The organism is Corynebacterium sp. HMSC078H07 (assembly GCF_001812805.1).
Taxonomy (GTDB): domain Bacteria; phylum Actinomycetota; class Actinomycetes; order Mycobacteriales; family Mycobacteriaceae; genus Corynebacterium.
Map to the genome: position 1 here is coordinate 17,087 of NZ_KV810431.1, position 19,499 is coordinate 36,585.

Sequence of the window (19,499 nt, forward strand, 5' to 3'; positions counted from 1 at the left end):
TCATGCCCCTGATCAATATCGTCAGAGGTATGAACACCGTATTCACTGCTCGAGACATCACCGTCTCCTTCGCCGAACATGAGGTTGTCCACGGCGCGAACCTCACGGCATCGCCCGGACGGATCACCGCTTTGCTTGGTCCGAACGGCGCCGGCAAATCCACCACGCTCCGGGCTGCCCTCGGCTTGGTGAAAGCCACCGGAACGAAGCAAATCAATGGCACCATCGGGCTGCTCCTCGACGATGGCGGCCTCGTTACCAGTCTCACCGGGCGTCAGCATCTCCAAGCAATGGCGAGGCTATATGGCGTCGATAAGCATCGGGTACAAGAGATTTTAGAGCTGGTAGATATGTCGCACCGCTGCGACCGGCAGCTCAAAACTTACTCGTTAGGCATGAAGCGTCGTATAGCGCTAGCAGGAGCTCTGTTACAAGATCCCGACATCATCATCTTGGACGAGCCGTCCTCTGGTCTTGATCCTGACGGCATTCGCTGGTTAGGCGAAGTCTTGTGTGCGGAGGCTTCCCGTGGGAAGGCAATTATCATGGCAACCCATCATTTGGCTGAAGCAGCCGCAGTCGCCCACGACGTAGTCATCATTTCTCGTGGTCACACCACATTCACAGGCGTTCTAAGTGAAATCCCCGACCTTGAAGCCACCTACTTCGCCCACACTACGAAAGACTAGACATGAAATCCGAGCTTTATACCCTTCGTCACCTCCCGAACGTGCTGATCGTCACGATACTCGCAGTTATGATGGCGGGCATCAGCGCAGTCCTGCAGTGGGCACTTCCGTTCCTTTTGAAAATTGACCCGCCACAAGTCGGTGACAGTCCAACAGGCCAACAAGTTCAGGCGCTGATCGACGGCTCCGATCCCACGACGTCCAGTTTCCAATTGGCCGCCCTCGACATCACAGGTTCTGGCCAGTCGACAGGCATTTCAATCTTCCTCATCGCCATTGTTGCACTCACAATCACCGCAGCTAGCTACCCATTTTCCAGCGGTGCAGTGGTGTGGAAGGTGGTTGGCGCTGGTTCGCGTATGAAATGGGTGCGTTCTTTGATCGCGGCTGTACTTAGTACCGTCCTCCTAGTGTGCGCGGGAGCCTGTGTTCTTAACTCACTGATCGCACTGGTTGCGGCTCCGATGAATGATGTTTCTCTGATTGCTTCTGCTTCTAATGTCGCCGTCATGTGGCTTCGAGGCAGCCTGGCGGTGCTACTACTAACCCTCGCAATCATCGGTGTCGTATTAGCCATACAGAAAATCGGTCCAGCCATCGGCGTTATTGTCGCAGTGTTAATGGCAGGAGTTATCCTGGGAACTATCGGCGTCATGGCTGGGTGGGAACCGTATCTTTACAGTTGGCTTCCTTCTTCTGCTGTGTCAATTGCTGGTGGACAGGGGCCAACGCAGACTATGAATCCATGGGTGGGTATTGCTGTACTTACCGGCTGGTCGGTTGTGAGTATGGGACTTGGGCTCACCCGCTTTCACCGGGCAAATCTTTAACATGGGCTACATGAATCGCCTTTCAGCCAGAGACATCGCTCTCGCTGTCATCGTTCTAGGCCTTGACCTCGTTGGGTTCCTGGTGGCTAGCTCGATGGAACCAACCCCCTTCAATACCGCATTGTCTCCAGCGCAGTACTGGTTGATTCTTGTTGCCATCATTGCCAAAGGCATCCTCCTACTGTGGCGCCGTAGATTCCCCTTAAGCGTGCTACTCGCGATTTCTTCTACTGAGCTCGTGTGGTCCCTCTACTGTCTCGTCACCGCAGACTACAGCCTCGGCTACAACGGCATCGCTGCTTCGGTGGCTGCGTTTTCGCTAGCGCTGCACACGAAGTCAAAAACCCGCGACACTATTACCCTCATTATCTCGGGTCTCATTGTCGGCATCCTCCGCGCCACTGTCATGCCACCGCTGGGAGGAATCGAGCCTCCACTTTTTACTCTGCTGACAGCCCTGGGCTGGATACTCCCCCTCATAGTGCTCTTTGCTATTGGACTCGCTGTCCGCAATAACCGTGAGCTCACCGCATCCCTTGCCCGTCAAGCAGAACTCGCTGAGGAAAACGCCATTGTCGAGGAGCGCGCCCGCATTGCGCGAGAGCTTCACGACACCACCGCCCATCACCTCTCAGCCATCGCCATCCAAGCTCAAGCCGCACAGGCATGCATCGATGTCAACCCCATCGCTGCCAAAGAACATCTCCAACACGTGACCTCGTCGACGACGAAGGCACTCCAGGATGTCCGCGCGACCGTTGGCAAGCTCTCGGTTTCCGATGCCGAAATACACCGCATCCCTCAGCCTACAAATTTACCTGCGCTAATTTCGGAAGTTCGCGCTCTGGGACAGGTAGTAACGTTTTCGGACACTTCCCACTTGTCGGAGGGCGAGTTGATTGCGGCTTATCGAATCACCCAAGAAGCTCTGACAAATGCCCGCAAACATGCAACAGGCGCGCCTGTTGATGTCATGCTGAGCGATGATGAACTGCGGATAATCACCCGCGGCACTTTCACACATAGCCCCACGGGCCGTGGCACCATCAGCATCCAAGAGCGCGCCCGAGCTGTCGGTGCAACCGCTTTCAATGAACCTACCGAAGATGGCTGGCTGGTGCTCATTACCTGGAGGAAGCCATGATTCGGGTCTTGTTAGTTGATGACCAACCTCTGATCAGACAGGGATTAAAGGCAATCTTCGAGGCCACCGGAGAGATCGAAGTTGTGGCTGAGGCAGCTTCTGGAAATGAGGCGATAGCGGCTGCAAGGGTACGCGACATTGACGTGGTGTGCCTCGATATCCGTATGCCTGACGGGGACGGTATCTACGCGACCACGGAGATTAACAAGCAAGACAATCCCCCAGCAGTCATCGTGATCACGACCTTTGACCTAGACGAATACGTCTTTGGCGCCCTCGAAGCCGGTGCCTGTGGCGTCATGCTGAAAGACTCCCCAATGACCGACCTCATTCAAGGCGTCAAACACGCGGCCTCAGGTGAAGGCATGGTCGACGCTGCGGTTACTAAAAGGGTGATTGCGGAATTTGGTCGGCGGAAAGCGCGGGCCACGGTAGATTCATCCCTACTCACGCCGCGCGAACTCGAGTGCGTACGGGCCCTGGGCAAAGGATTGACCAACATCGAAATCGGGCGCGAGCTGTATTTGGAGCCCTCGACGGTCAAGACTCATTTGTCATCTGCGATGGCCAAAGTGGGAGCTAGTTCGCGAGTACAGCTCGTGATCTGGGCCTTTCGCGCAGGAGTGGTGAGCTAACTAGGGTGCGATCTTTTTTCGATGAGCACCTTTGGGAATTCCACATAGACAACCGCTATTCGAAAGTACGCAATTCCAAACACCATCCCATAACCGTAGAGCTGTTAACACGGTGGGTACAAAGTTATCCACAGGGTGGGGATAACTCTGTGAAAATCGAATTTCACAACCCTTGTCCACAGCCTGTGGATAAGTGTTTTCACGCTCCTCACAGGGCGATTAAAAACTGCAATCGAAAGCGATTCACCTGCTGATCTGGGCAAATCTTGGTGTACACGTTCGGTGAATTACAAAAATGTAGTTATCCACAGTGTGGATAACTTATGTGGAATTCTTTCGCACAAAGGTTTTGGTGGATAACACGCCCGAGCTATCCCCAAAGCCCAGCTCGCAGCGCCGCTAACACGGCTACCACGACAGCAATAAGCCATATCCCCAGCCAGCGCAGCCACGTGCGTTGTTGAAAGAGGAATGGTGCCAACAGCAGCCCTGTGAGCAAACCGCCCAAGTGCCCCCACACGGAGACGTTCTCCGCCACGAAGCTGTAGATCACATTGGCCACCACGAGGACGATGGGTGCTCGCAGATCCAGACCGCGGCTGCGGTACACGCCAATCAGCAAGCCCATGAGCGCAAAGAGAGCACCAGAGGCTCCCACCGTGGGTGTGCCGAAGTCCATCCACAGAACTGCGGCGGAAGAGCCCACAATGGAGATGAGATAAGCCGCTACGTACAGCACGCTCCCCAGCGCACGCTCGACTTCCCTGCCCACAAAGAACAGCATCACCATGTTGACCAGGAGGTGCCCGGCGTCCAGGTGCATAAAGCCCGCGGTAATGACAGTTGTGGGGTGGTCGGACACCTCAGGGCCCCACAGTGTCCAGTCTTGGGCCAGCATGCTGCGATAGTAGGGCGCGGAGAGGGACGAGCCTTGAATGGCCGTGGCACACCAAGCACCGATGCACAAGACCATGAGCACCAGGGTGGCCGGTGCTGATTTCAGATAGTTCTTCACACAAGCTCCTTATACGCACCAAGCCCGCCACCACATCTTGTGGCAGCGGGCTCGGATGAAAAGTTAAGAACGCTTAGGCGATCTCGATGGACTCGATAACAACGTCCTCAGCCGGACGGTCCATGCGGTCGGTGGAGACCTTCGCAATCTTGGACACGACCTCCTGGGAGGCGGCATCGGTAACCTCACCAAAGATGGTGTGGTGGTTGTTCAGATGCGGGGTCGGCGCCACGGTGATGAAGAACTGGGAGCCGTTGGTGCCCGGGCCAGCATTAGCCATGGCCAGCAGGAACGGACGGTCGAACTGCAGCTCCGGGTGGAACTCGTCTTGGAACTGGTAGCCAGGGCCGCCACGACCGGTGCCGGTCGGGTCGCCACCCTGGATCATGAACTGGTCAATGACGCGGTGGAAAATAGCGCCATCGTAGAACGGGCCGGACTGCTCGCCCTTTGCGTTCTGGGTGGTGTAGTCCTTCTCGCCCTTGGCCAGGCCGATGAAGTTCTCAACGGTTACCGGTGCGTGGTTACCGAACAGGTCGATAACAATGTCACCGTAGTTGGTGTGCATCGTTGCAGTTGCGGTCTTCTGAGTCATGCCTGCCATTGTATGGAAATTTCGCCCAGCGCGTCGTTCCGGCGCGACGCTGTCAGCGATCTGCGTAGTGTGTCAAGCATGATCCGCGCTGTTCTCTTCGACCTTGATGACACCCTCATGGACCACACCACTGCCATGCATGCGGCTGTGGAGGACTGGCTTCCGGGCGGGCATCAAGAGCGTTTTGCCGAAATAGAAAGGAAGTGGTTCGCCGCGTACGAGCGTGGCGAAGTAAGCCACCAAGGCCAACGAGTGGAGCGTTGCCGCGAGTTTCTGGGCCGGCCGGAGATGACGGAACAGGAGGCTCTGGCGGAATATAGCAAGTATCTGGCCGCGTACGAGAAGCACTGGTGCGCGGTGGACGGCGCACGGGAAGCACTGGAATACGTCTTGGATTTAGGTCTCACGGTCGGTGTGCTGACGAACGGGGCGCGAGACATGCAGGAGAGCAAACTACGCGCAGGCGGGCTCGACCTGCCTGGGATCGAGCTCTTCCCCACTGTGGAGATGACTAAGCCAAAGCCGCACCGAGAGGCCTATCTCGAAGCTTGTCGACGTTTGAATGTGGAGCCCAGCTCCACTCTCATGGTGGGAGATTCGCTCGCCAACGATGTTATGGGCGCACGGGCGGCGGGGCTCACGGCGTTGCACTTCGATAGGAGTGGACACGGAGACATCGCCGCGCTCAGTGAGCTCACGGCGATGAACTTCGTTTAAACCTCTTCAGAGGTTTAAACCAGAGGATTTGAGCCTACAGGCTGGAGCGGACCTCGTCGCGGGCGAGGACTAGGTTGCGCAGGGAGGCCTCGGTCTCCTCGTAACCTCGTGTCTTCAGGCCGCAGTCCGGGTTGACCCACAGGCGCTCGGCCGGCACGTTCTTGAGAGCGGCGCGGATGAGCTCGGCCATCTCCGCCACGGACGGGATGCGCGGCGAGTGGATGTCATAGATGCCCGGGCCAATCTCCGAGTGGAACTTTTCATCGATGTCCTCGAGGAGCTCCATGCGGGAACGGGCTGCCTCGATGGAGGTGACGTCGGCGTCGAGGCCGGCGACGGCGTCGATAATCTGGCCGAACTCCGAGTAGCAGAGGTGCGTGTGGATCTGAGTGGTCGGCTTGGCCTCAAGTGCTACGAGTCGGAAGGAACGCACAGCCCAATCCAGGTAGGCCTTGCGGTCCTGCTCGCGCAGCGGCAGCAGCTCGCGCAAGGCGGGCTCGTCGATCTGGATGATGTCAATGCCGGCCTCTTCGAGGTCGCGGACTTCGTCGGCTAGCGCCACGCCCAGCTGGTCGGCGGAGACAGACTGGTGGACGTCATCGCGCACGAAGGACCAGGCCAGAATGGTCACCGGGCCGGTGAGCATGCCCTTGACGTGCTTTTTAGACTGGGACTGAGCGAACTTCGCCCACTCGGTGGTCATGGCCTTCGGGCGAGAGATGTCGCCAACGACGATTGGCGGACGGGTGCAGCGGGAACCGTAGGACTGGACCCAACCGTTCTCGGTGACGACGAAGCCGTCGAGAAGCTCGGCGAAATACTGCACCATGTCGTTGCGCTCCGGCTCGCCGTGGACGAGGACGTCGAGGCCTAGGCGCTCCTGCAGCTCGATGACGCTGGTGACTTCCTTGCGCAGGGCTTCGGTGTAGTCGGCGTCCGACAGCTCGCCCTTACGGTGAGCGGCACGCGCAGCACGAATCTCAGAGGTCTGCGGGAAGGAACCGATGGTGGTGGTCGGCAGCTGCGGCAGGCCGAGGGCCTCCTGTGCCTTGGTGCGCTCGGCGAACTCCGGCTGGCGCTGGACCTGGCCCTCCGGCAATTGCGCGGTGCGATCCTGCACAGCCTGGTTGTGGGTACGAGAGGACTCGGCGCGAGTACGCACAGCGCGGTCGGCTTGTGCATAGGCCTCAGGGGCGTCGAGGGGGCCGGCGGCGAGTGCTACGACCTCACGGATCTTCTCGTCAGCGAAGGCGAACCACGTAGCAACATCCACCGGCAGGGAGGTCTCCGCCTCCACCGTGTGCGGCACATGCTGCAGGGACACCGAGGTGGTCACGGAAACGCCCTCGCCCAAGGTCTCGAGCTTCTCGCGCAGGTCGCGCAGGTTCGCGGCCCAGACGTTACGGCCGTCGATGAGGCCGGCGGCGAGGTGGGTTGCCTCAGCGAGTTTCTTCACGCGCTCGAGGTAGGAGTTGTCCAGTGCCAGGGTGCCCACGGAGAGATCGACCTGGGCGGCTTCCGGCTTAAGCTCAGCAATGGCGTCGAGGCCCGCGTTGAGGGAACCATACGGCGTGGTCAGGTAGACCTGCGGGCGCTTTTCCGCGGCGAGGATGCGACCATAGGCGATCTTAAGGGCGGCGGCTAGGGAGGCGTCGTCAGCCGCGGCGAGGTCAGCAACCAGGGCCGGCTCGGCCAGCTGGATCCACTCCACGTTGGCGTCGGCAAGCTGCTCAAGCACGATGAGATAGGACTCCACCAGCTCGTCGAGGCGGTCGAGCGGCTGCGTGGTAGCGCCTTCAGCCTGCTTGGACAGGGCCAGAAGGGTCACCGGGCCAACGAGGACCGGGCGCACGGTGTGGCCAGCCGCGCGGGCCTCCTCCACGATCTTCAGCACGCGCTGCGGGCGGGCGGTGAAGGGCTGGTCATCGGTGATTTCCGGAACGATGTAGTGGTAGTTGGTGTCGAACCACTTGGTCATCTCCAGTGGCGCGGTGTCCTTGTTGCCACGGGCCAGGGTGAACTCGTCATCGAGGCTCTCGCCCTCGACCGCACCCACGGTCAGCGCGGTCTCGAGGACGTGGTCGTAGTAGGCGACGTCCGCCGGGATGGCGTAATCCTCAGTGAGGCCCAACTCCTTGAGGCGAGCATAGGTATCGAGGCGTAGGGAGTGCGCGGCGGACTCGAAGGTCTCAGCGTCAATCTTGCCGGTCCAGTAGGACTCCAGCGCGCGCTTGAGTTCGCGGTGAGCGCCAACGCGGGGGTAGCCCTCAATTGTGGCCTTAGGGAAGGATGCGGTCATGGGGTGACTCCAATTCGATTAAGCAGGTCAGTCGTAATGTCAGGATTGTTGTGCGTGTAGATGTGCAGTCCATCGGCGCCGGCGTTCAGCACGGATTGCGCCAATGAGGCTGTAATCTGCATGCCTATTTCTTGTTCTTCCTCAGGTGAGGTCGCTGCCGCGAGCCGGTCAAGGACCTTTGTCGGCCCATCCAGCCCGGACAGCTGGCACATTCGCTCCACCCGAGCACGACTAGTCATAGGCATGATCCCGGGGATGAGCGGAATGCGCACGCCCGCCAGCCGGGCGCGCTGGGCAAAGCGGACGTAATCTTCCGCGTCGAAGAAAAGCTGGGTTATGGCGAAGTCCGCGCCGAGGCGCTGCTTGGCCAAAAGGACGTCGATGTCCTCGTCCGGTGTGGCGGACTCGGCGTGGCCGTTGGGATAGCAGGCCACACCCACGGCCAAGCGGCCGGCCGCCAGCCGCGCCACGCGGGCGGATTCCCAACGGCGGATGAGCCGGACGAGGGAGTCAGCGTGCGGCAGATGGCCTTCGGGCATGCCCTCCTCGGGGAGGTCACCGCGGAGGGCGAGGAGGCCGCGCACGCCGGCGTCGACAAGCGCGTCGATCCAGCCAATAAGCTCCTGCTCAGTACCGGCGGTGCAGGCCAGATGAGCCAGTGGACGCATCGCGGTATCGCGCGAAATCTTCTCAATGAACGCCGCGGTGCCCTTAAGCCAGCCAGAGCGCTGGGAGCTGGTCACCGCGATGTAGTCCGGGTTATACGCGGACAGAGTGGCGAGCAGGCGGTCGATTTTGGCGGCATCGGCGTCGTGACGCGGCGGGATCACTTCGAAGGAAAGCGCGGTGCGCTCAAGGTGCTTAGGTGTATCTTCGCTGATTTGGTCTAGTGGCGCGGATGCGGAGAGTCGCGGGGACATGGTCACCTCCTCTGCAGGTTATCGGGGTAAGTCTTCGTTGCTGTTGATGAAAACGTACCAAGCTGTCCATTTTCACGGGAAGCATTTGACGAATGGTGATACCTTTCTACGCCAGCCAGCTGCACCGTTAGCAAAACCCAAGGTGAATAAAATATTCCCGATCCGTACAAAGCTGTCTATTTCGGGCGTGCTGCTTGGCGCTCCCCACACTCAGTGGCGGGGCATGGCCGGCGCCACTACGCTGAAAGGGAGTACCCAGCGAAATAACACCGCTCCTCCCTGTACACACGCTACGAAAAGGAGAACCACTCCCGATGAACTCCACCGCTTTGTCCACCACCGTCCAGGTGGCCTCCTCCCTGTGGAACCGTTTCCAGGACTACCGCGAGGAAAAGTCCCGCGAGGCCTACTCCGTTCTTGAAACCGCCGCCGCACGTATGGACGAGCGCGACCAAGACTGGTTCCCGGAGGCCCGCCGTGAGGCTGGTGCCGTAACCAAGGCTGCCCACTCCCGCCTCGAGCGCGCCCTGGAGGAGCTCAAGGAGCGCAGCGAGAACACCGCCGAGAAGCTGGCCGCTGCGGCCGAAGACGCCCAGGACAAGGCCTCCACGCGCCTGAGCAAGGCACAGAAGCAGGCAGACAAGAAGGCGTCGAAGCTGCGCAAGCAGGCCTCGAAGAAGGCCACCAAGGCAGACAAGAAAGCCCGTAAGAAGGCAGCTCAGGTCCAGAAGAAGGCCCGCAAGGCCACCGGCAAGGAGAAGAAGGGCTCGAAGGTGTGGCTCATCTCCGCACTCGTGGCCGCTATCGCCGCCATCGCCGGTGGTGTTTACTACTTCTTCACCCAGAAGAAGGAAGAATCCAAGGTTCCGCCGCGCGTGGAGGACTTCACCACCCCGTCTACCTCTGCACCGCAGGGCTCCACCTTGGTCTACACCTCCACCACCGAAGATGACGCTAAGGTCCCGTCGCAAGGCTCCGACCTGGCTGAGGATGGCGTCGTCGAGCGCGATGAGGAGCTGCTGGGTTCCCTCGATGAGCAGCTGGCCAAGCACCGCGAGGAAGAAACCGCTATCCAGGACGCCGTGGAAACCGAAATCGAGGTCAGCAACGCTGACAGCGAGGGTGTTGACACCTCCCGCATTACCGATGACCACGAGTCTGAGGGCAAGCACCGCCTGCGCACCGAGGATGAGAATTAATCCCTTCGCCAGCTAGGCCACCCTACCTAGTTCACACCTGCCTAGCTCACACCTCACGTCCCCCTCTCCCCCGACTTTGGGGGAGAGGGTTTCGTTGTCTTGATCTCACTGCTTTGCCCCCGCGCGCGCGACCTGCTTGAATCGATTATGACTGGCATCGATCGCCCAACGATCGGTGCCCGCGCGTTGTTTTCGCGCTGGAGTTTTAGTGGTAGCAGCACCCCCAAGGAGATTAGGACATGAGCTTCGAATCACTCATTGTCAAGCTCAAAGGTGGCGACACCTTTTACTTCCCCGCAGGTGCCGTCGCGGGCGACCCCTCCTCCCGCGTAGACAACCTGCGCTTCGCCATTGAGAATGGCACCCAGTTCAACTCTGTTGACGACTACGGCGTGGAACGCGAGTTCAACGGCTACGACGTGGACAACTACCACCTCTCCTAAAACTGTTATCTAAGTCACCATACATCGCTGCAGGGTTATAAGATGAGTCTTTATGACTCACTATCCGCGCATGAAGACGTGGTCGTGGTACCTCCCCGATGAACCACCTACGGGGGAGGTTTCTCTCACCGACACCACCGACTTCTCCCGCCCAGCTCAAGCCACGTGGCGGTTGCTCGGTGCGCAGCGCACCGGCGTTATCGGCATCTTCATAGCCACCTTTATCAACGCCCCGCTGGGCGCCTTGGTCTCCGTGATCATCGGCCAGACCACGCAGTATGCCTTCTCTGATCCCTCCTGGCGCACCGTAGCCCTGCCGCTTGCGGCCACGGCGGTCATCCTCTACATCGCCTACATCTGCGAGGCCACGGCGGATGCGTTTACGGATCTTAGCCAGGCACGCACTACCCACACGCTGCGCCTTAACCTGCTGGATAAGTTGTTGGACGCTTCCACCGCTGGGATCAATCCGGGCCGGCTGCTCAACACGATGGATGAGGATTCGCATTACATCGGCCAACTCAAGCAGATCCTCAACTTCCCTCTGGTCATGGTGGGCTACCTTCTAGGCGCAATGGTTAGCCTCGCCCCGATTTCCTGGCAGGTCTCCTGCGCGCTCCTCCTCGGCGCGTTCGCCACATCGTTGGCGTCCTGGGCCACGGCAAAGCCGCTGACTAAGGTAGCTGCGCGCCGCCGCCAGCTGGAAAACACCGCACTCTCCCTCGCCACGGACTTTGCGCAAGGCTCCCGCGTCATTAAGGGCCTCGGTGCCAAAGATATTGCCCGCCAGCGCTTTTCCGATGCCGCCCAGGACGCGCTGACTGCCATGCTCAAGGAAGCCCAGCGTGCATCCCTCATGGCGTGGATTCGCCAGATGGTTCCCGCTGCCTTCGCCGTGGGTATTCTCGCGTGGACCTCCTGGGAAACCTTTGAGGGCCGCATTGCCCCCGGCGGCATGATGGCGATTACCATGCTCGTGCCGCCGGCACTGACCGTGTTGGGAGTCTCCCTAGGCCTACTTACTGAGAACTGGGCCCGGGCACAGGCCTCCGTGGAGCGCGTCGGCGAACTACTCGGTGACCTCTCCACCAACACCACCGACACCACCAGCGCGCCCATCGAGCTCTCCCCTGGCCTCCACGTGTGGATGCCCACCACCACTGAAGGTCGCACCACCGTGGACTCCTGGGTGCGCTACCTTAACGACCACGGCGCCTTGTGCCCACCGCACCGCATCTCCGTTCTGGAGGGCACCCTGCAGGACAACGTCGATCCCCTCCGCAGCGCTAGCACCGCGCAGCTTCACGACGCCCTCCACGCCTCCGCCTGCAAGGACATCGTTATCCGTCTCGGTGGCTTCGGCCCCAACGGTGAGCTACCCTCCGCTCCCATCGGTGAGGCCGGACTCAACCTCTCCGGTGGCCAGCGCCAACGCGTCGCACTTGCCCGCGCGCTCGCGCTCGACCCCGATGTCCTCGTGCTCGACAACCCCACGACGGGACTGGATTCGTTGACCCTGGCGGACGTCGCCAAGCGCGTACGTGACCTGCGCGCCGGCAAGGTAACCGTGGTCATCACCTCTGCCTCCACGTGGGCCGCCAACGCCGATGAGGTGGTGGAACTATGAGCACCGCACACAAGAGCGCCACCGTAGATCGCGCCGACGCCCTCGCCCCCGCTTCCCCGCAGGAGTGCCTGCGCTTCCTCAAGACCCTGCCCAGCGCGCCCAGCAGGCTCGGCATCGCCCTCTTCTTTGGACTGTTTACCGTGACTGTCATCATGATGAACCTGGTTTCCCAAGTTCTCGGCCGCGTCGTGGACATCATCCAGGGCGTGGAGCTGCCCGTCCTCGGCACGGGGCGCAGCGCCATGGTGGGCGCACTTATCATCATTGCCGTGGGCTACCTCGTGGAGGTCACCGGCCGCACCCTGGGCCGCTACCTCGTCACCTCCACCACCCGCCGCCTGTCGGTGGATCTGCGCACCTCAGCGTTAGATTCCACCCTCGGCGCACCCGTGCCAGCCGTCATGGAGCTCGGCACCGGCAACGTCATCACGCGCCTGTCCAAGGATATTGACACCGTGGTGATGACCATCTCCATGATGGGTGACCGCCTCGTGCTGACCCTCTTCATGCTACCGCTGACCGCGGTCATGATGGTGTTCATCCACCCTGCCTATGCCCTACTCTTCATCGCAGTGGGCTGCCTGCTCTATCCCTTCATCCGCGGCACCATGCGGGACATCCCCGCCGTTGCCAACGAAGTGTCTTCGGTGGAGGCCTACCGCAACAACGTGCTGCTGGATACCATCCGCGCACTGGAAACCCTCCGCCAGTTCACGCTTAAGGACTGGGCGCATACCCGCATGGAGCGCTACTCCTGGGACACCGTGCAGGCTTGGGGCAACAAGGTCCCGCTCATTAACCGCATCGTCGGCCAAGGCGCCCTCGCCTTCGGCGTGCTGCTGCTGGGCTCAGTAGCCATGTCCGTGCCCATGGTCATGGCCGGCTGGCTAACCCAAGGCCAAGCTACTGCCGCGGTCCTGCTCGTCATGCGCCTGGAAGTCCACGTGTTCAACATCCTCTTCTTCGCCGGCGAGATCCAGCACTCCGTGACTTCCCTCGGCCGTGCCGTCGCCCTGGCCACCCTCGATGACACCGCCAGTACTGCCGGCGAAGGACACCACCAGGACACTCCACGTCTCACCCACGCCCCCACCATCACCATTAAGTACCTCTCCTACCACTACCCGGGTGGCGCGCCTGTGCTTCGCGACGTCTCCCTCACCCTCACCGCCGGCAGCACCACCGCCCTAGTGGGCACCTCCGGCGCGGGTAAATCCACCCTGGCGTCCCTCGTCGCCGGCCTGCAGTACCCCACCCAGGGAAGCATCAGTCTCGACGACATCGACACCGCTACTGTCCCCAACACGTGGATCACCGAACACGTCGCTCTCATTACCCAGGAAGTCCACCTCTTCTCCGGCTCGCTGCGCAATGACCTTCTCTTGGCCAAGCCCGGTGCCAGCGATGAGGAGCTGTGGGCGGCACTCCATACCGTGGGTTTGGACGAGCACTCCCGTTGGCTGCCCCAGGGCCTCGACACCCTCATCGGTGCCGGCAATGAGGAAATCGGCGCGGAGGCCGAACAGCAGCTGTCACTAGCCCGCATGATCCTGCGCCAGCCACCAGTCCTCATCATGGACGAGGCCACCTCCGAAGCCGGTTCCGAGCATGCCGAGGTCCTCGAACACGCCGCCAAGGCTGTCACCAAAGACCGGACCGCACTCGTCGTTGCCCACCGCCTGGACCAAGCCCGCGAGGCCGACCGCATCATCGTCATGGAGCAAGGCCAGATCGTTGAAGACGGCACCCACGCCGAACTCATCGCCCTGAACGGCCGCTACGCCAAGGCCTATGCACAGTGGGAGCACGGGCAATAGGAGTCCCAAGTACTTGGGAAAGAGCTCGGGGTTGCGCGGTATCCTGATCATTAATTAGGTAGTCAAAAAGATACTACTTAACTCTCGGCATTCTCTTCAGGTGCTCCTGGACGCCAAAGCATACCGCTAGTAGGACGTAGGTAGAGGCGAATACCACCAATTGAGAGAAGAACTCCCATTCCGGCAGCAAAAGGAGTGTTGCCTGCCAGGCCGAAGATTACAGTCACAATGAGCAGCAGGATTACCAAGGTGAAAATCATCCATTGCCCCCTCTCAGCTGCCTTTGCTTCTTCTCGGATCGAATCTGCGAGTGCTTCATTGACTGCAGCATTCGACTGCGTGGCCATATTTGCTGCACTCGCGGACCCTTCAGCCATTGCGACTATTCGCTCTGCCAAACCAGATTGAATGTCTTCATATCCTTGCAACTCACTCGGATGCGGCAACGGTGCAATACGGGTAATACTTGTTAGTTGCTGTTCTACTTCGTCACGTACATGATGGACTAATTCAGCTTCTAATTCTTCTCCGCGCTGTAGCTGGTCATTGCTGTTCGGAGCAACCTCCCCGTTTGCCTCCAAGCTTTGTCCAGGTTTTCCGTCGGTGCCTGGATTTGCGTCGCTCGAATCACTCGGCCGTCGCTGGACCGAGCTATCACTCGACCTTGCTTGTTCGTTGCTATCACTATTGAAGTGGTCATCACCCATTCCCCTCCTCCTATTCCTAACGCTGGTTGTTAAGTGTTTCTCTATGTGAAACTTGCCATCCCGTTTCAAATACCCATCTTTCCCTATGATTATGCCAGACGTGGCAACACGTGTCTTCACCTCACTTTCCCGCCTAAATTTTCAATTCCGGAAACGCCATTCCTGGATACGGCCTCTACCATAGGAGCTATGCATCTTCTCCCCTTGACTGAAGCCGACCGCACCTACCTCGCCCGCCTTAACTTCCTTGCCGATACGTTCGGCGGTGAACACAAAGCACTCCCTGATGGTTTTGAGGAAGGCTTTGACTATTACCTCGGCGGCTGGGAACCTTCCCGCGGGGGATTCATCGCCTGGGAAGGCCACGTACCCGCCGGCGGTGTATGGCTCAACTGGGGCACGGCTGAGCGCCACGGCTTTGGCCACGTGGCTGAGGGCATTCCAGAGCTTGCCCTCGCCGTCGAATCTCGATTCCGCGGCCAAGGTGTGGGCACTGTGCTTATCGACGCCGCCACGGACCTCGCCCGTGAGATGAACACTCCCGGCATTTCCCTCTCCGCGGCCAAAGACAATGACCGCGCCCACCGCCTTTACTTGCATCTTGGCTTTGAGCCAGTCAGCGAGCGCGACGGTCACATCGTCCTAGTCAAGCGTTTCAGCTAAACCCCATACGTCACATATGACAACTTGTTTCACTCTAGTTGCGTGTCACTAGGCCTTTTACATTTGCACCCGAGCAAGAATAAGGGGTCGAATTGTCTCCGTAGAAGGTTGTCATGCGTCGAAACAGAATCCTTACACACTCGCTCGCTGCCCTCACGCTCGCAGTCTCCACCGCACTGCCCGGCGTTGCCACCGCAGCTGAGCTTCCCACCGTCCCCCAACCGGGAATCCCGGCACCACAACTGCCGGTGCTTCCCGATGTCCAAAAGGAAATCGACCGCCTAGAGCAGGACGCTTACAACGCCCTCCCAAAGGAACTGCAAGACAACCCTGTCTTCGCCGGCTCGTCTCGTCCCCAAACGAACGAATCGAAAGACAAGAAGAAGTCCGCGAACAAGAACGACAACCAGAACGCGAACAAGCGCAAAGAAAAGAACAACCAGACTCAATCCGTAGCGGATGCAACATGTTCCAACTGCGTTGCCATCACCTACGATGACGGCCCAGGTGAGCTCACGAACCAACTGCTCGACACCCTCAATGCCAAGAACGCACACGCCAGCTTCATGGTGCTCGCACCCAATGCCTACGCACACCCGGAGCTTCTCCGCCGTATGAAGGCCGAAGGTCACACCGTGGGCAACCACACCGCCTCACACCGCGAGCTCGACAAGCTTTCGCCGGGCCAAGTCGACGGTGAGATCAAAGCAGGGTCAGCCGCCATCAAGGCAGCCACCGGCGATAGCCCACGGTGGCTCCGTCCTCCCTACGGCGCCACGAACACCACCGTCAGCAACGCCGCCAAGGCCAATGACCAGGCACAAGCTCTCTGGTCTGTCGATACCTTGGACTGGAAGGACCGCAACAGCGAGCACATATGCAGCGCCGCTGTCGACGGCGCACAACCCGGTGCCATCATCCTCATGCATGACATCCATCCCACAACTGTAGCGGCTGCCGACTGCATCATCGACGGCTTACGCGCCAAAGGATTTGAGCCTGTCAGCCTAGACCGCCTCATTCCCAACCCAGAACCTGGAAGACAGTACCTAAACCGCTAGTTGACAGAAGCTTCCGCTTATCCAGGAGGATGGCCTAGAACAACATGCTCTAAACCAACTACAAGTCAAGGCTCCAACCACTTTTTGGTTGGAGCCTTCCACTTTCGATTTAAGGAGAAAGCCCTACTACTCCACCTGTCTTGCAAGGCGGATTCTACCGCCCTCGGACGAAATAAAAGTAGGGCCCCGCCATAGGCGGGGCCCTACTACTGGCTTACTCCTTTAGGGGCGGGGGAGTGATATCAGCTACCGAGGGATTAGAACGGGAGCTTGATGTTCAGAGCCTTGGAGATTGCCGGAGCGATTGCCGGGTAAGCAGCGGCAACTGCAGCCAGGATACCAGCGACGATACCGAAGATACCCAGAGCGGTCGGCTTGCCGTCCTCGGAGGACAGCTTGCTCTTGATGTCAGAGGACTTCTGGTCCTTCTTGCCACCGTTGTCCTTGCCGTTGTCAGCGCCCTTGCCGTTGTCAGCGTCGGCGTCCTTGCCGGACTTCTCACCATTAGCGAGGTCCTGAACAGCCTTGATGAGGTCAGCGGTGTTTTGCGCATCGTCCTCGCGCTGCTTCTTATCTGCCTGAACACCGTTGTCGGCGTTGACGACCTTCTTGTAGGTCTCTTCCCACTTGATGTCGTAGTTGTTCGGGCCAAAGACACCCTTGTTAGCGGCAGCCTTAGCAGCGGTGTAAGCGTTACGCTCAGCGTCGCTGTGAGCGTCACCATTGAATGCTGCAACCGGAGCATCGTGGTACGGAGCTTCTGGGTTGCCGAAGTCAGCCGGGACCTGTGGCTCGAAGATGCGGTTGCCGTCGTAGTTAGCCTCGTCCTTGGCGAAGCCCTGCAGGGTGGTCCAGTCGGCCTCCTGATCCTTGATCAGCTGGTAGTTGTGGTCAAGAGCCTCGGACAGGATGCCACCGTGCTTGATGAGGTTGAAGTAAGCCTCGCGCAGGGTCGGCTTCGGGGTGGTGCCATCAATGTCAACGGTTTGGTTGTCGTTGGACTCGCGCAGCTCGAGCTCGCGAGCACCAGCAGTGAAGGAAGCCTCGAGAACGCGGAGGACCTTTACCTGAGCGTAAGCACGCTCCAGGAAGCCCTGGCGAACCAGAACGTCAGACTTCTGAGCCTCGCGAGAAGCAGCCTGAGCAGCCTCACGTGCCTCTTCCAGAGCGGCGTGGTCCTTCTTCAGGGACTCGAGCAGCATCTCGGAATCCTCGATGAGGGTCTCGAGCTTGCCAACGTAGTCGCGCGGGATGTAGTCGCCATCCTTCTTGTCAGCGTCTCGGTCACCTGCACGATCCAGAGCCTTCTTGTAGACCTTGATGGTCTCCTCGAGGTTCTTGATGTTCTGCTCCGGAATCTCGTTGACATTGTCGCTGTTCTCCGGGTCGATCTTCTGGATCGGGAAGCCAAGCTCTTCCGGGGTCTTCAGCGTGTCGCGGCCTCCGGCCTTACCGGCCTCGTTGGCAGCATTGATGTCGTTAGCAAAAAGACCGTCGGACTTGTAGTCACCCTCCTGACCGATAATGTTAGTCACGGTGTTGTTGTAATCAACGGCCTTCTCCTCGTAGACAGCCCAAGCCTTGTCAGCGGCCTTGTCTACCTCGAGAGCGTAGTTGACGGAGTTACGAGCGGTCTGGAAGTTGGCCTCAGCCTTTGCCAGCTGCTTGGTAGCCTCGTTGGCCTTCTCCTGGTAGACCTTGTACTGAGCGTTCTCAGACAGGTCGATGCCGTCGCCCATGGACTTGGAAGCGGAGTTGTACAGCTCTTCCCACTCATTGTTGTTAATGATGTAGTGAGCGGTTGCATCGGTCATGTCGAGGAGCTGCTTCTCGGTTGCGTTGTCAGCAACAGCGTCCTTGGCGAGGGAGGCGTCTGCCTCGTTGAAGCCGCCACCCTGGGTGGAAGCCGGAGTGGTGTCCTCAGCGAAAGCCGGGACTGCAACACCGGAAACACCGGTGGCAACTGCGATGGCACCTGCGAGAGCGGCGGTGCGAACACGGTTCTTGAACATGTAATTCCCCTATGAGAGTTGAGGTCGGACTGTGAAAATTATCTTACGATAACCGTCGTGTAGGGCGACGCTAGCAATCGTTCTTTATGAATGATCTTCACATTCTCAACGAGTAGTGCAGCTTTTGTCGCTGTACGCAAGATTATCGGAGTTCTGTCGCTCTTTCCAGTCAAACGCAACAAGTTTCCAAAGTTTTTCCAACCCTCTGTTGGCCGTCACTGACTAATCAGCAGGTAGATGACAGTGTTTTATACGAGAGGGGCTGGTGTAACTATTTCGAACCTCTGTGAATGCTGTGAATGATTTTACCCCTATCCGGGTAATAATTGCATTTATGTCATTCGATAGGGACGGAAACGATGCGCCAATTCTGCCGTTCTTAATCCGAACCACTCGGCCCCCTGATCAAACGGGCTAGCCGGTTTCCGCCGGGTCCATTTCCACATGTGGATTTCAACTGAAGAAAGACGCCCAGCGTCCATCGCTGGGCGTCTTCACTTTTATGCTGTGGAGCATAGGAGAATCGAACTCCTGACCTTCTGCTTGCAAAGCAGATGCTCTACCAATTGAGCTAATGCCCCATCGTTCCGTGGTGGGCCTAGCTGGAATCGAACCAGCGACCTCATCGTTATCAGCGATGCGCTCTAACCGACTGAGCTATAGGCCCGTACCGGAACGAGTAGTTACTCTACATAGGACTGGCGATCTATTACAAATCGCCAGTTCAGTAGGCATTTCCTAGGTAGTTTTTGAGTACTGCTACTGCGATTCTTTTGGCTATCGCTGTGGCTCGTCTTGTAGTCGCACCTTGAAGCCGCCGAAGACATCCACGATGGCGTTATATATAACAGCCATGATCGGCGCCAGAATCGTCATAAGTACAGCAATAATGGCACCGAAGAGAGCAGCTGCAGAGACTACAAGGCCGAAGCTGACTTCAAAGCCTCCACCGACACCGCCTACAAGGCTGTTGAAGGAATCCCAGATTCCTGCTTGGTCAAGGCCTATGTACAGCAGGCACACCGCAATGATCCAGGCGACCAAGCCGACGAGGGACATGGCGAGACCCACGCGGAAAGCCGACATCGGTGAAATCCGCGCTAAGTGAAGCTCTCGTCCGATCATA

At 59.1% G+C, this 19,499-nt stretch carries 18 protein-coding genes and 2 tRNA genes; 11 read left to right on the forward strand and 9 right to left on the reverse strand.

Annotated features, from left to right (window positions below; genetic code table 11):
• The first annotated feature begins 29 nt into the window (after positions 1 to 29).
• The 4 genes from HMPREF2875_RS00110 to HMPREF2875_RS00125 are packed head-to-tail and all read left to right on the forward strand — an operon-like array spanning position 30 to position 3,298.
• A complete protein-coding gene (locus HMPREF2875_RS00110; RefSeq protein WP_070669484.1) occupies positions 30 to 689 on the forward strand; it encodes an ABC transporter ATP-binding protein in 660 nt (219 codons plus the stop codon).
• A 2-nt stretch (positions 690 to 691) separates the two neighbouring features.
• Positions 692 to 1,519, forward strand: a complete 828-nt coding sequence (locus tag HMPREF2875_RS00115) for a hypothetical protein (RefSeq protein WP_070669453.1) — start codon at positions 692 to 694, stop codon at positions 1,517 to 1,519.
• Between the two features lie 10 nt (positions 1,520 to 1,529).
• Positions 1,530 to 2,663 carry a histidine kinase gene (locus tag HMPREF2875_RS00120; protein WP_168165548.1) on the forward strand — a complete coding sequence of 378 codons (1,134 nt, stop codon included), beginning with the start codon at positions 1,530 to 1,532 and terminating at the stop codon, positions 2,661 to 2,663.
• The gene (locus tag HMPREF2875_RS00125; RefSeq protein WP_039672978.1) at positions 2,660 to 3,298 is read left to right on the forward strand and encodes a response regulator transcription factor; all 639 of its coding nucleotides are present in this window, start codon (positions 2,660 to 2,662) and stop codon (positions 3,296 to 3,298) included. The genes HMPREF2875_RS00120 and HMPREF2875_RS00125 overlap by 4 nt, the downstream gene beginning before the upstream one ends.
• A 370-nt stretch (positions 3,299 to 3,668) precedes the next feature.
• Here HMPREF2875_RS00125 and HMPREF2875_RS00130 read toward each other — a convergent pair whose 3' ends face one another.
• Both HMPREF2875_RS00130 and HMPREF2875_RS00135 read right to left on the reverse strand, forming a co-directional pair.
• Complete coding sequence (locus tag HMPREF2875_RS00130) at positions 3,669 to 4,313, reverse strand: rhomboid family intramembrane serine protease (RefSeq protein WP_070669455.1); 645 nt, start codon at positions 4,311 to 4,313, stop codon at positions 3,669 to 3,671.
• A 73-nt stretch (positions 4,314 to 4,386) separates the two neighbouring features.
• On the reverse strand, positions 4,387 to 4,917 hold the full coding sequence (locus HMPREF2875_RS00135) for a peptidylprolyl isomerase (RefSeq protein WP_039672975.1): 531 nt from the start codon (positions 4,915 to 4,917) through the stop codon (positions 4,387 to 4,389).
• Positions 4,918 to 4,986: 69 nt separating this feature from the next.
• Here HMPREF2875_RS00135 and HMPREF2875_RS00140 point away from each other — a divergent pair, with 69 nt between their 5' ends.
• Positions 4,987 to 5,625 carry an HAD family hydrolase gene (locus tag HMPREF2875_RS00140; RefSeq protein ID WP_070669485.1) on the forward strand — a complete coding sequence of 213 codons (639 nt, stop codon included), beginning with the start codon at positions 4,987 to 4,989 and terminating at the stop codon, positions 5,623 to 5,625.
• A 34-nt stretch (positions 5,626 to 5,659) separates the two neighbouring features.
• On the opposite strand, the gene metE is transcribed toward HMPREF2875_RS00140, so the two are convergent.
• Together metE and HMPREF2875_RS00150 are read right to left on the reverse strand one after the other, a co-directional pair.
• The gene (metE, locus tag HMPREF2875_RS00145; RefSeq protein WP_070669456.1) at positions 5,660 to 7,924 is read right to left on the reverse strand and encodes a 5-methyltetrahydropteroyltriglutamate--homocysteine S-methyltransferase; all 2,265 of its coding nucleotides are present in this window, start codon (positions 7,922 to 7,924) and stop codon (positions 5,660 to 5,662) included.
• Positions 7,921 to 8,844, reverse strand: coding sequence for a methylenetetrahydrofolate reductase (locus HMPREF2875_RS00150; protein WP_070669457.1), 924 nt, complete (start codon positions 8,842 to 8,844; stop codon positions 7,921 to 7,923). Before HMPREF2875_RS00150 ends, metE begins: the two co-directional genes overlap by 4 nt.
• A gap of 314 nt (positions 8,845 to 9,158) precedes the next feature.
• Between HMPREF2875_RS00150 and HMPREF2875_RS00155 the strand changes: the two genes are divergently transcribed.
• The 4 genes from HMPREF2875_RS00155 (at position 9,159) to HMPREF2875_RS00170 (ending at position 13,930) form a co-directional block, all read left to right on the forward strand.
• Entirely contained in the window at positions 9,159 to 10,043 is an 885-nt protein-coding gene (locus HMPREF2875_RS00155; protein ID WP_070669458.1) for a hypothetical protein, read from the forward strand.
• A gap of 239 nt (positions 10,044 to 10,282) precedes the next feature.
• Positions 10,283 to 10,486: a hypothetical protein gene (locus tag HMPREF2875_RS00160; protein WP_070669459.1), complete on the forward strand. Its 204-nt coding sequence runs from the start codon at positions 10,283 to 10,285 to the stop codon at positions 10,484 to 10,486.
• 52 nt (positions 10,487 to 10,538) lie between these two features.
• Positions 10,539 to 12,113 (forward strand): ABC transporter transmembrane domain-containing protein, encoded by a 1,575-nt coding sequence (locus tag HMPREF2875_RS00165; RefSeq protein WP_070669460.1) that lies wholly within the window; start codon positions 10,539 to 10,541, stop codon positions 12,111 to 12,113.
• The gene (locus tag HMPREF2875_RS00170; RefSeq protein WP_070669461.1) at positions 12,110 to 13,930 is read left to right on the forward strand and encodes an ABC transporter ATP-binding protein; all 1,821 of its coding nucleotides are present in this window, start codon (positions 12,110 to 12,112) and stop codon (positions 13,928 to 13,930) included. Before HMPREF2875_RS00165 ends, HMPREF2875_RS00170 begins: the two co-directional genes overlap by 4 nt.
• A gap of 77 nt (positions 13,931 to 14,007) precedes the next feature.
• Here HMPREF2875_RS00170 and HMPREF2875_RS13110 read toward each other — a convergent pair whose 3' ends face one another.
• Complete coding sequence (locus HMPREF2875_RS13110) at positions 14,008 to 14,637, reverse strand: DUF2335 domain-containing protein (protein WP_083311798.1); 630 nt, start codon at positions 14,635 to 14,637, stop codon at positions 14,008 to 14,010.
• 189 nt (positions 14,638 to 14,826) lie between these two features.
• Here HMPREF2875_RS13110 and HMPREF2875_RS00180 point away from each other — a divergent pair, with 189 nt between their 5' ends.
• Together HMPREF2875_RS00180 and HMPREF2875_RS00185 are read left to right on the forward strand one after the other, a co-directional pair.
• A complete protein-coding gene (locus HMPREF2875_RS00180) occupies positions 14,827 to 15,300 on the forward strand; it encodes a GNAT family N-acetyltransferase (RefSeq protein ID WP_210388119.1) in 474 nt (157 codons plus the stop codon).
• A gap of 113 nt (positions 15,301 to 15,413) precedes the next feature.
• Positions 15,414 to 16,361 carry a polysaccharide deacetylase family protein gene (locus tag HMPREF2875_RS00185; RefSeq protein WP_070669463.1) on the forward strand — a complete coding sequence of 316 codons (948 nt, stop codon included), beginning with the start codon at positions 15,414 to 15,416 and terminating at the stop codon, positions 16,359 to 16,361.
• A 257-nt stretch (positions 16,362 to 16,618) separates the two neighbouring features.
• Here HMPREF2875_RS00185 and HMPREF2875_RS00190 read toward each other — a convergent pair whose 3' ends face one another.
• The 4 genes from HMPREF2875_RS00190 to HMPREF2875_RS00205 all read right to left on the reverse strand — a co-directional run bounded on the left by HMPREF2875_RS00190 (position 16,619) and on the right by HMPREF2875_RS00205 (position 19,498).
• Positions 16,619 to 18,373, reverse strand: coding sequence for a hypothetical protein (locus HMPREF2875_RS00190; RefSeq protein ID WP_070669464.1), 1,755 nt, complete (start codon positions 18,371 to 18,373; stop codon positions 16,619 to 16,621).
• 508 nt (positions 18,374 to 18,881) lie between these two features.
• A tRNA-Ala gene (locus HMPREF2875_RS00195) sits at positions 18,882 to 18,954 on the reverse strand.
• Positions 18,955 to 18,963: 9 nt separating this feature from the next.
• Positions 18,964 to 19,040: transfer RNA gene (locus tag HMPREF2875_RS00200), tRNA-Ile, on the reverse strand.
• Positions 19,041 to 19,150: 110 nt separating this feature from the next.
• Entirely contained in the window at positions 19,151 to 19,498 is a 348-nt protein-coding gene (locus HMPREF2875_RS00205) for a DUF3566 domain-containing protein (protein ID WP_070669465.1), read from the reverse strand.
• Position 19,499: the final 1 nt, after the last annotated feature.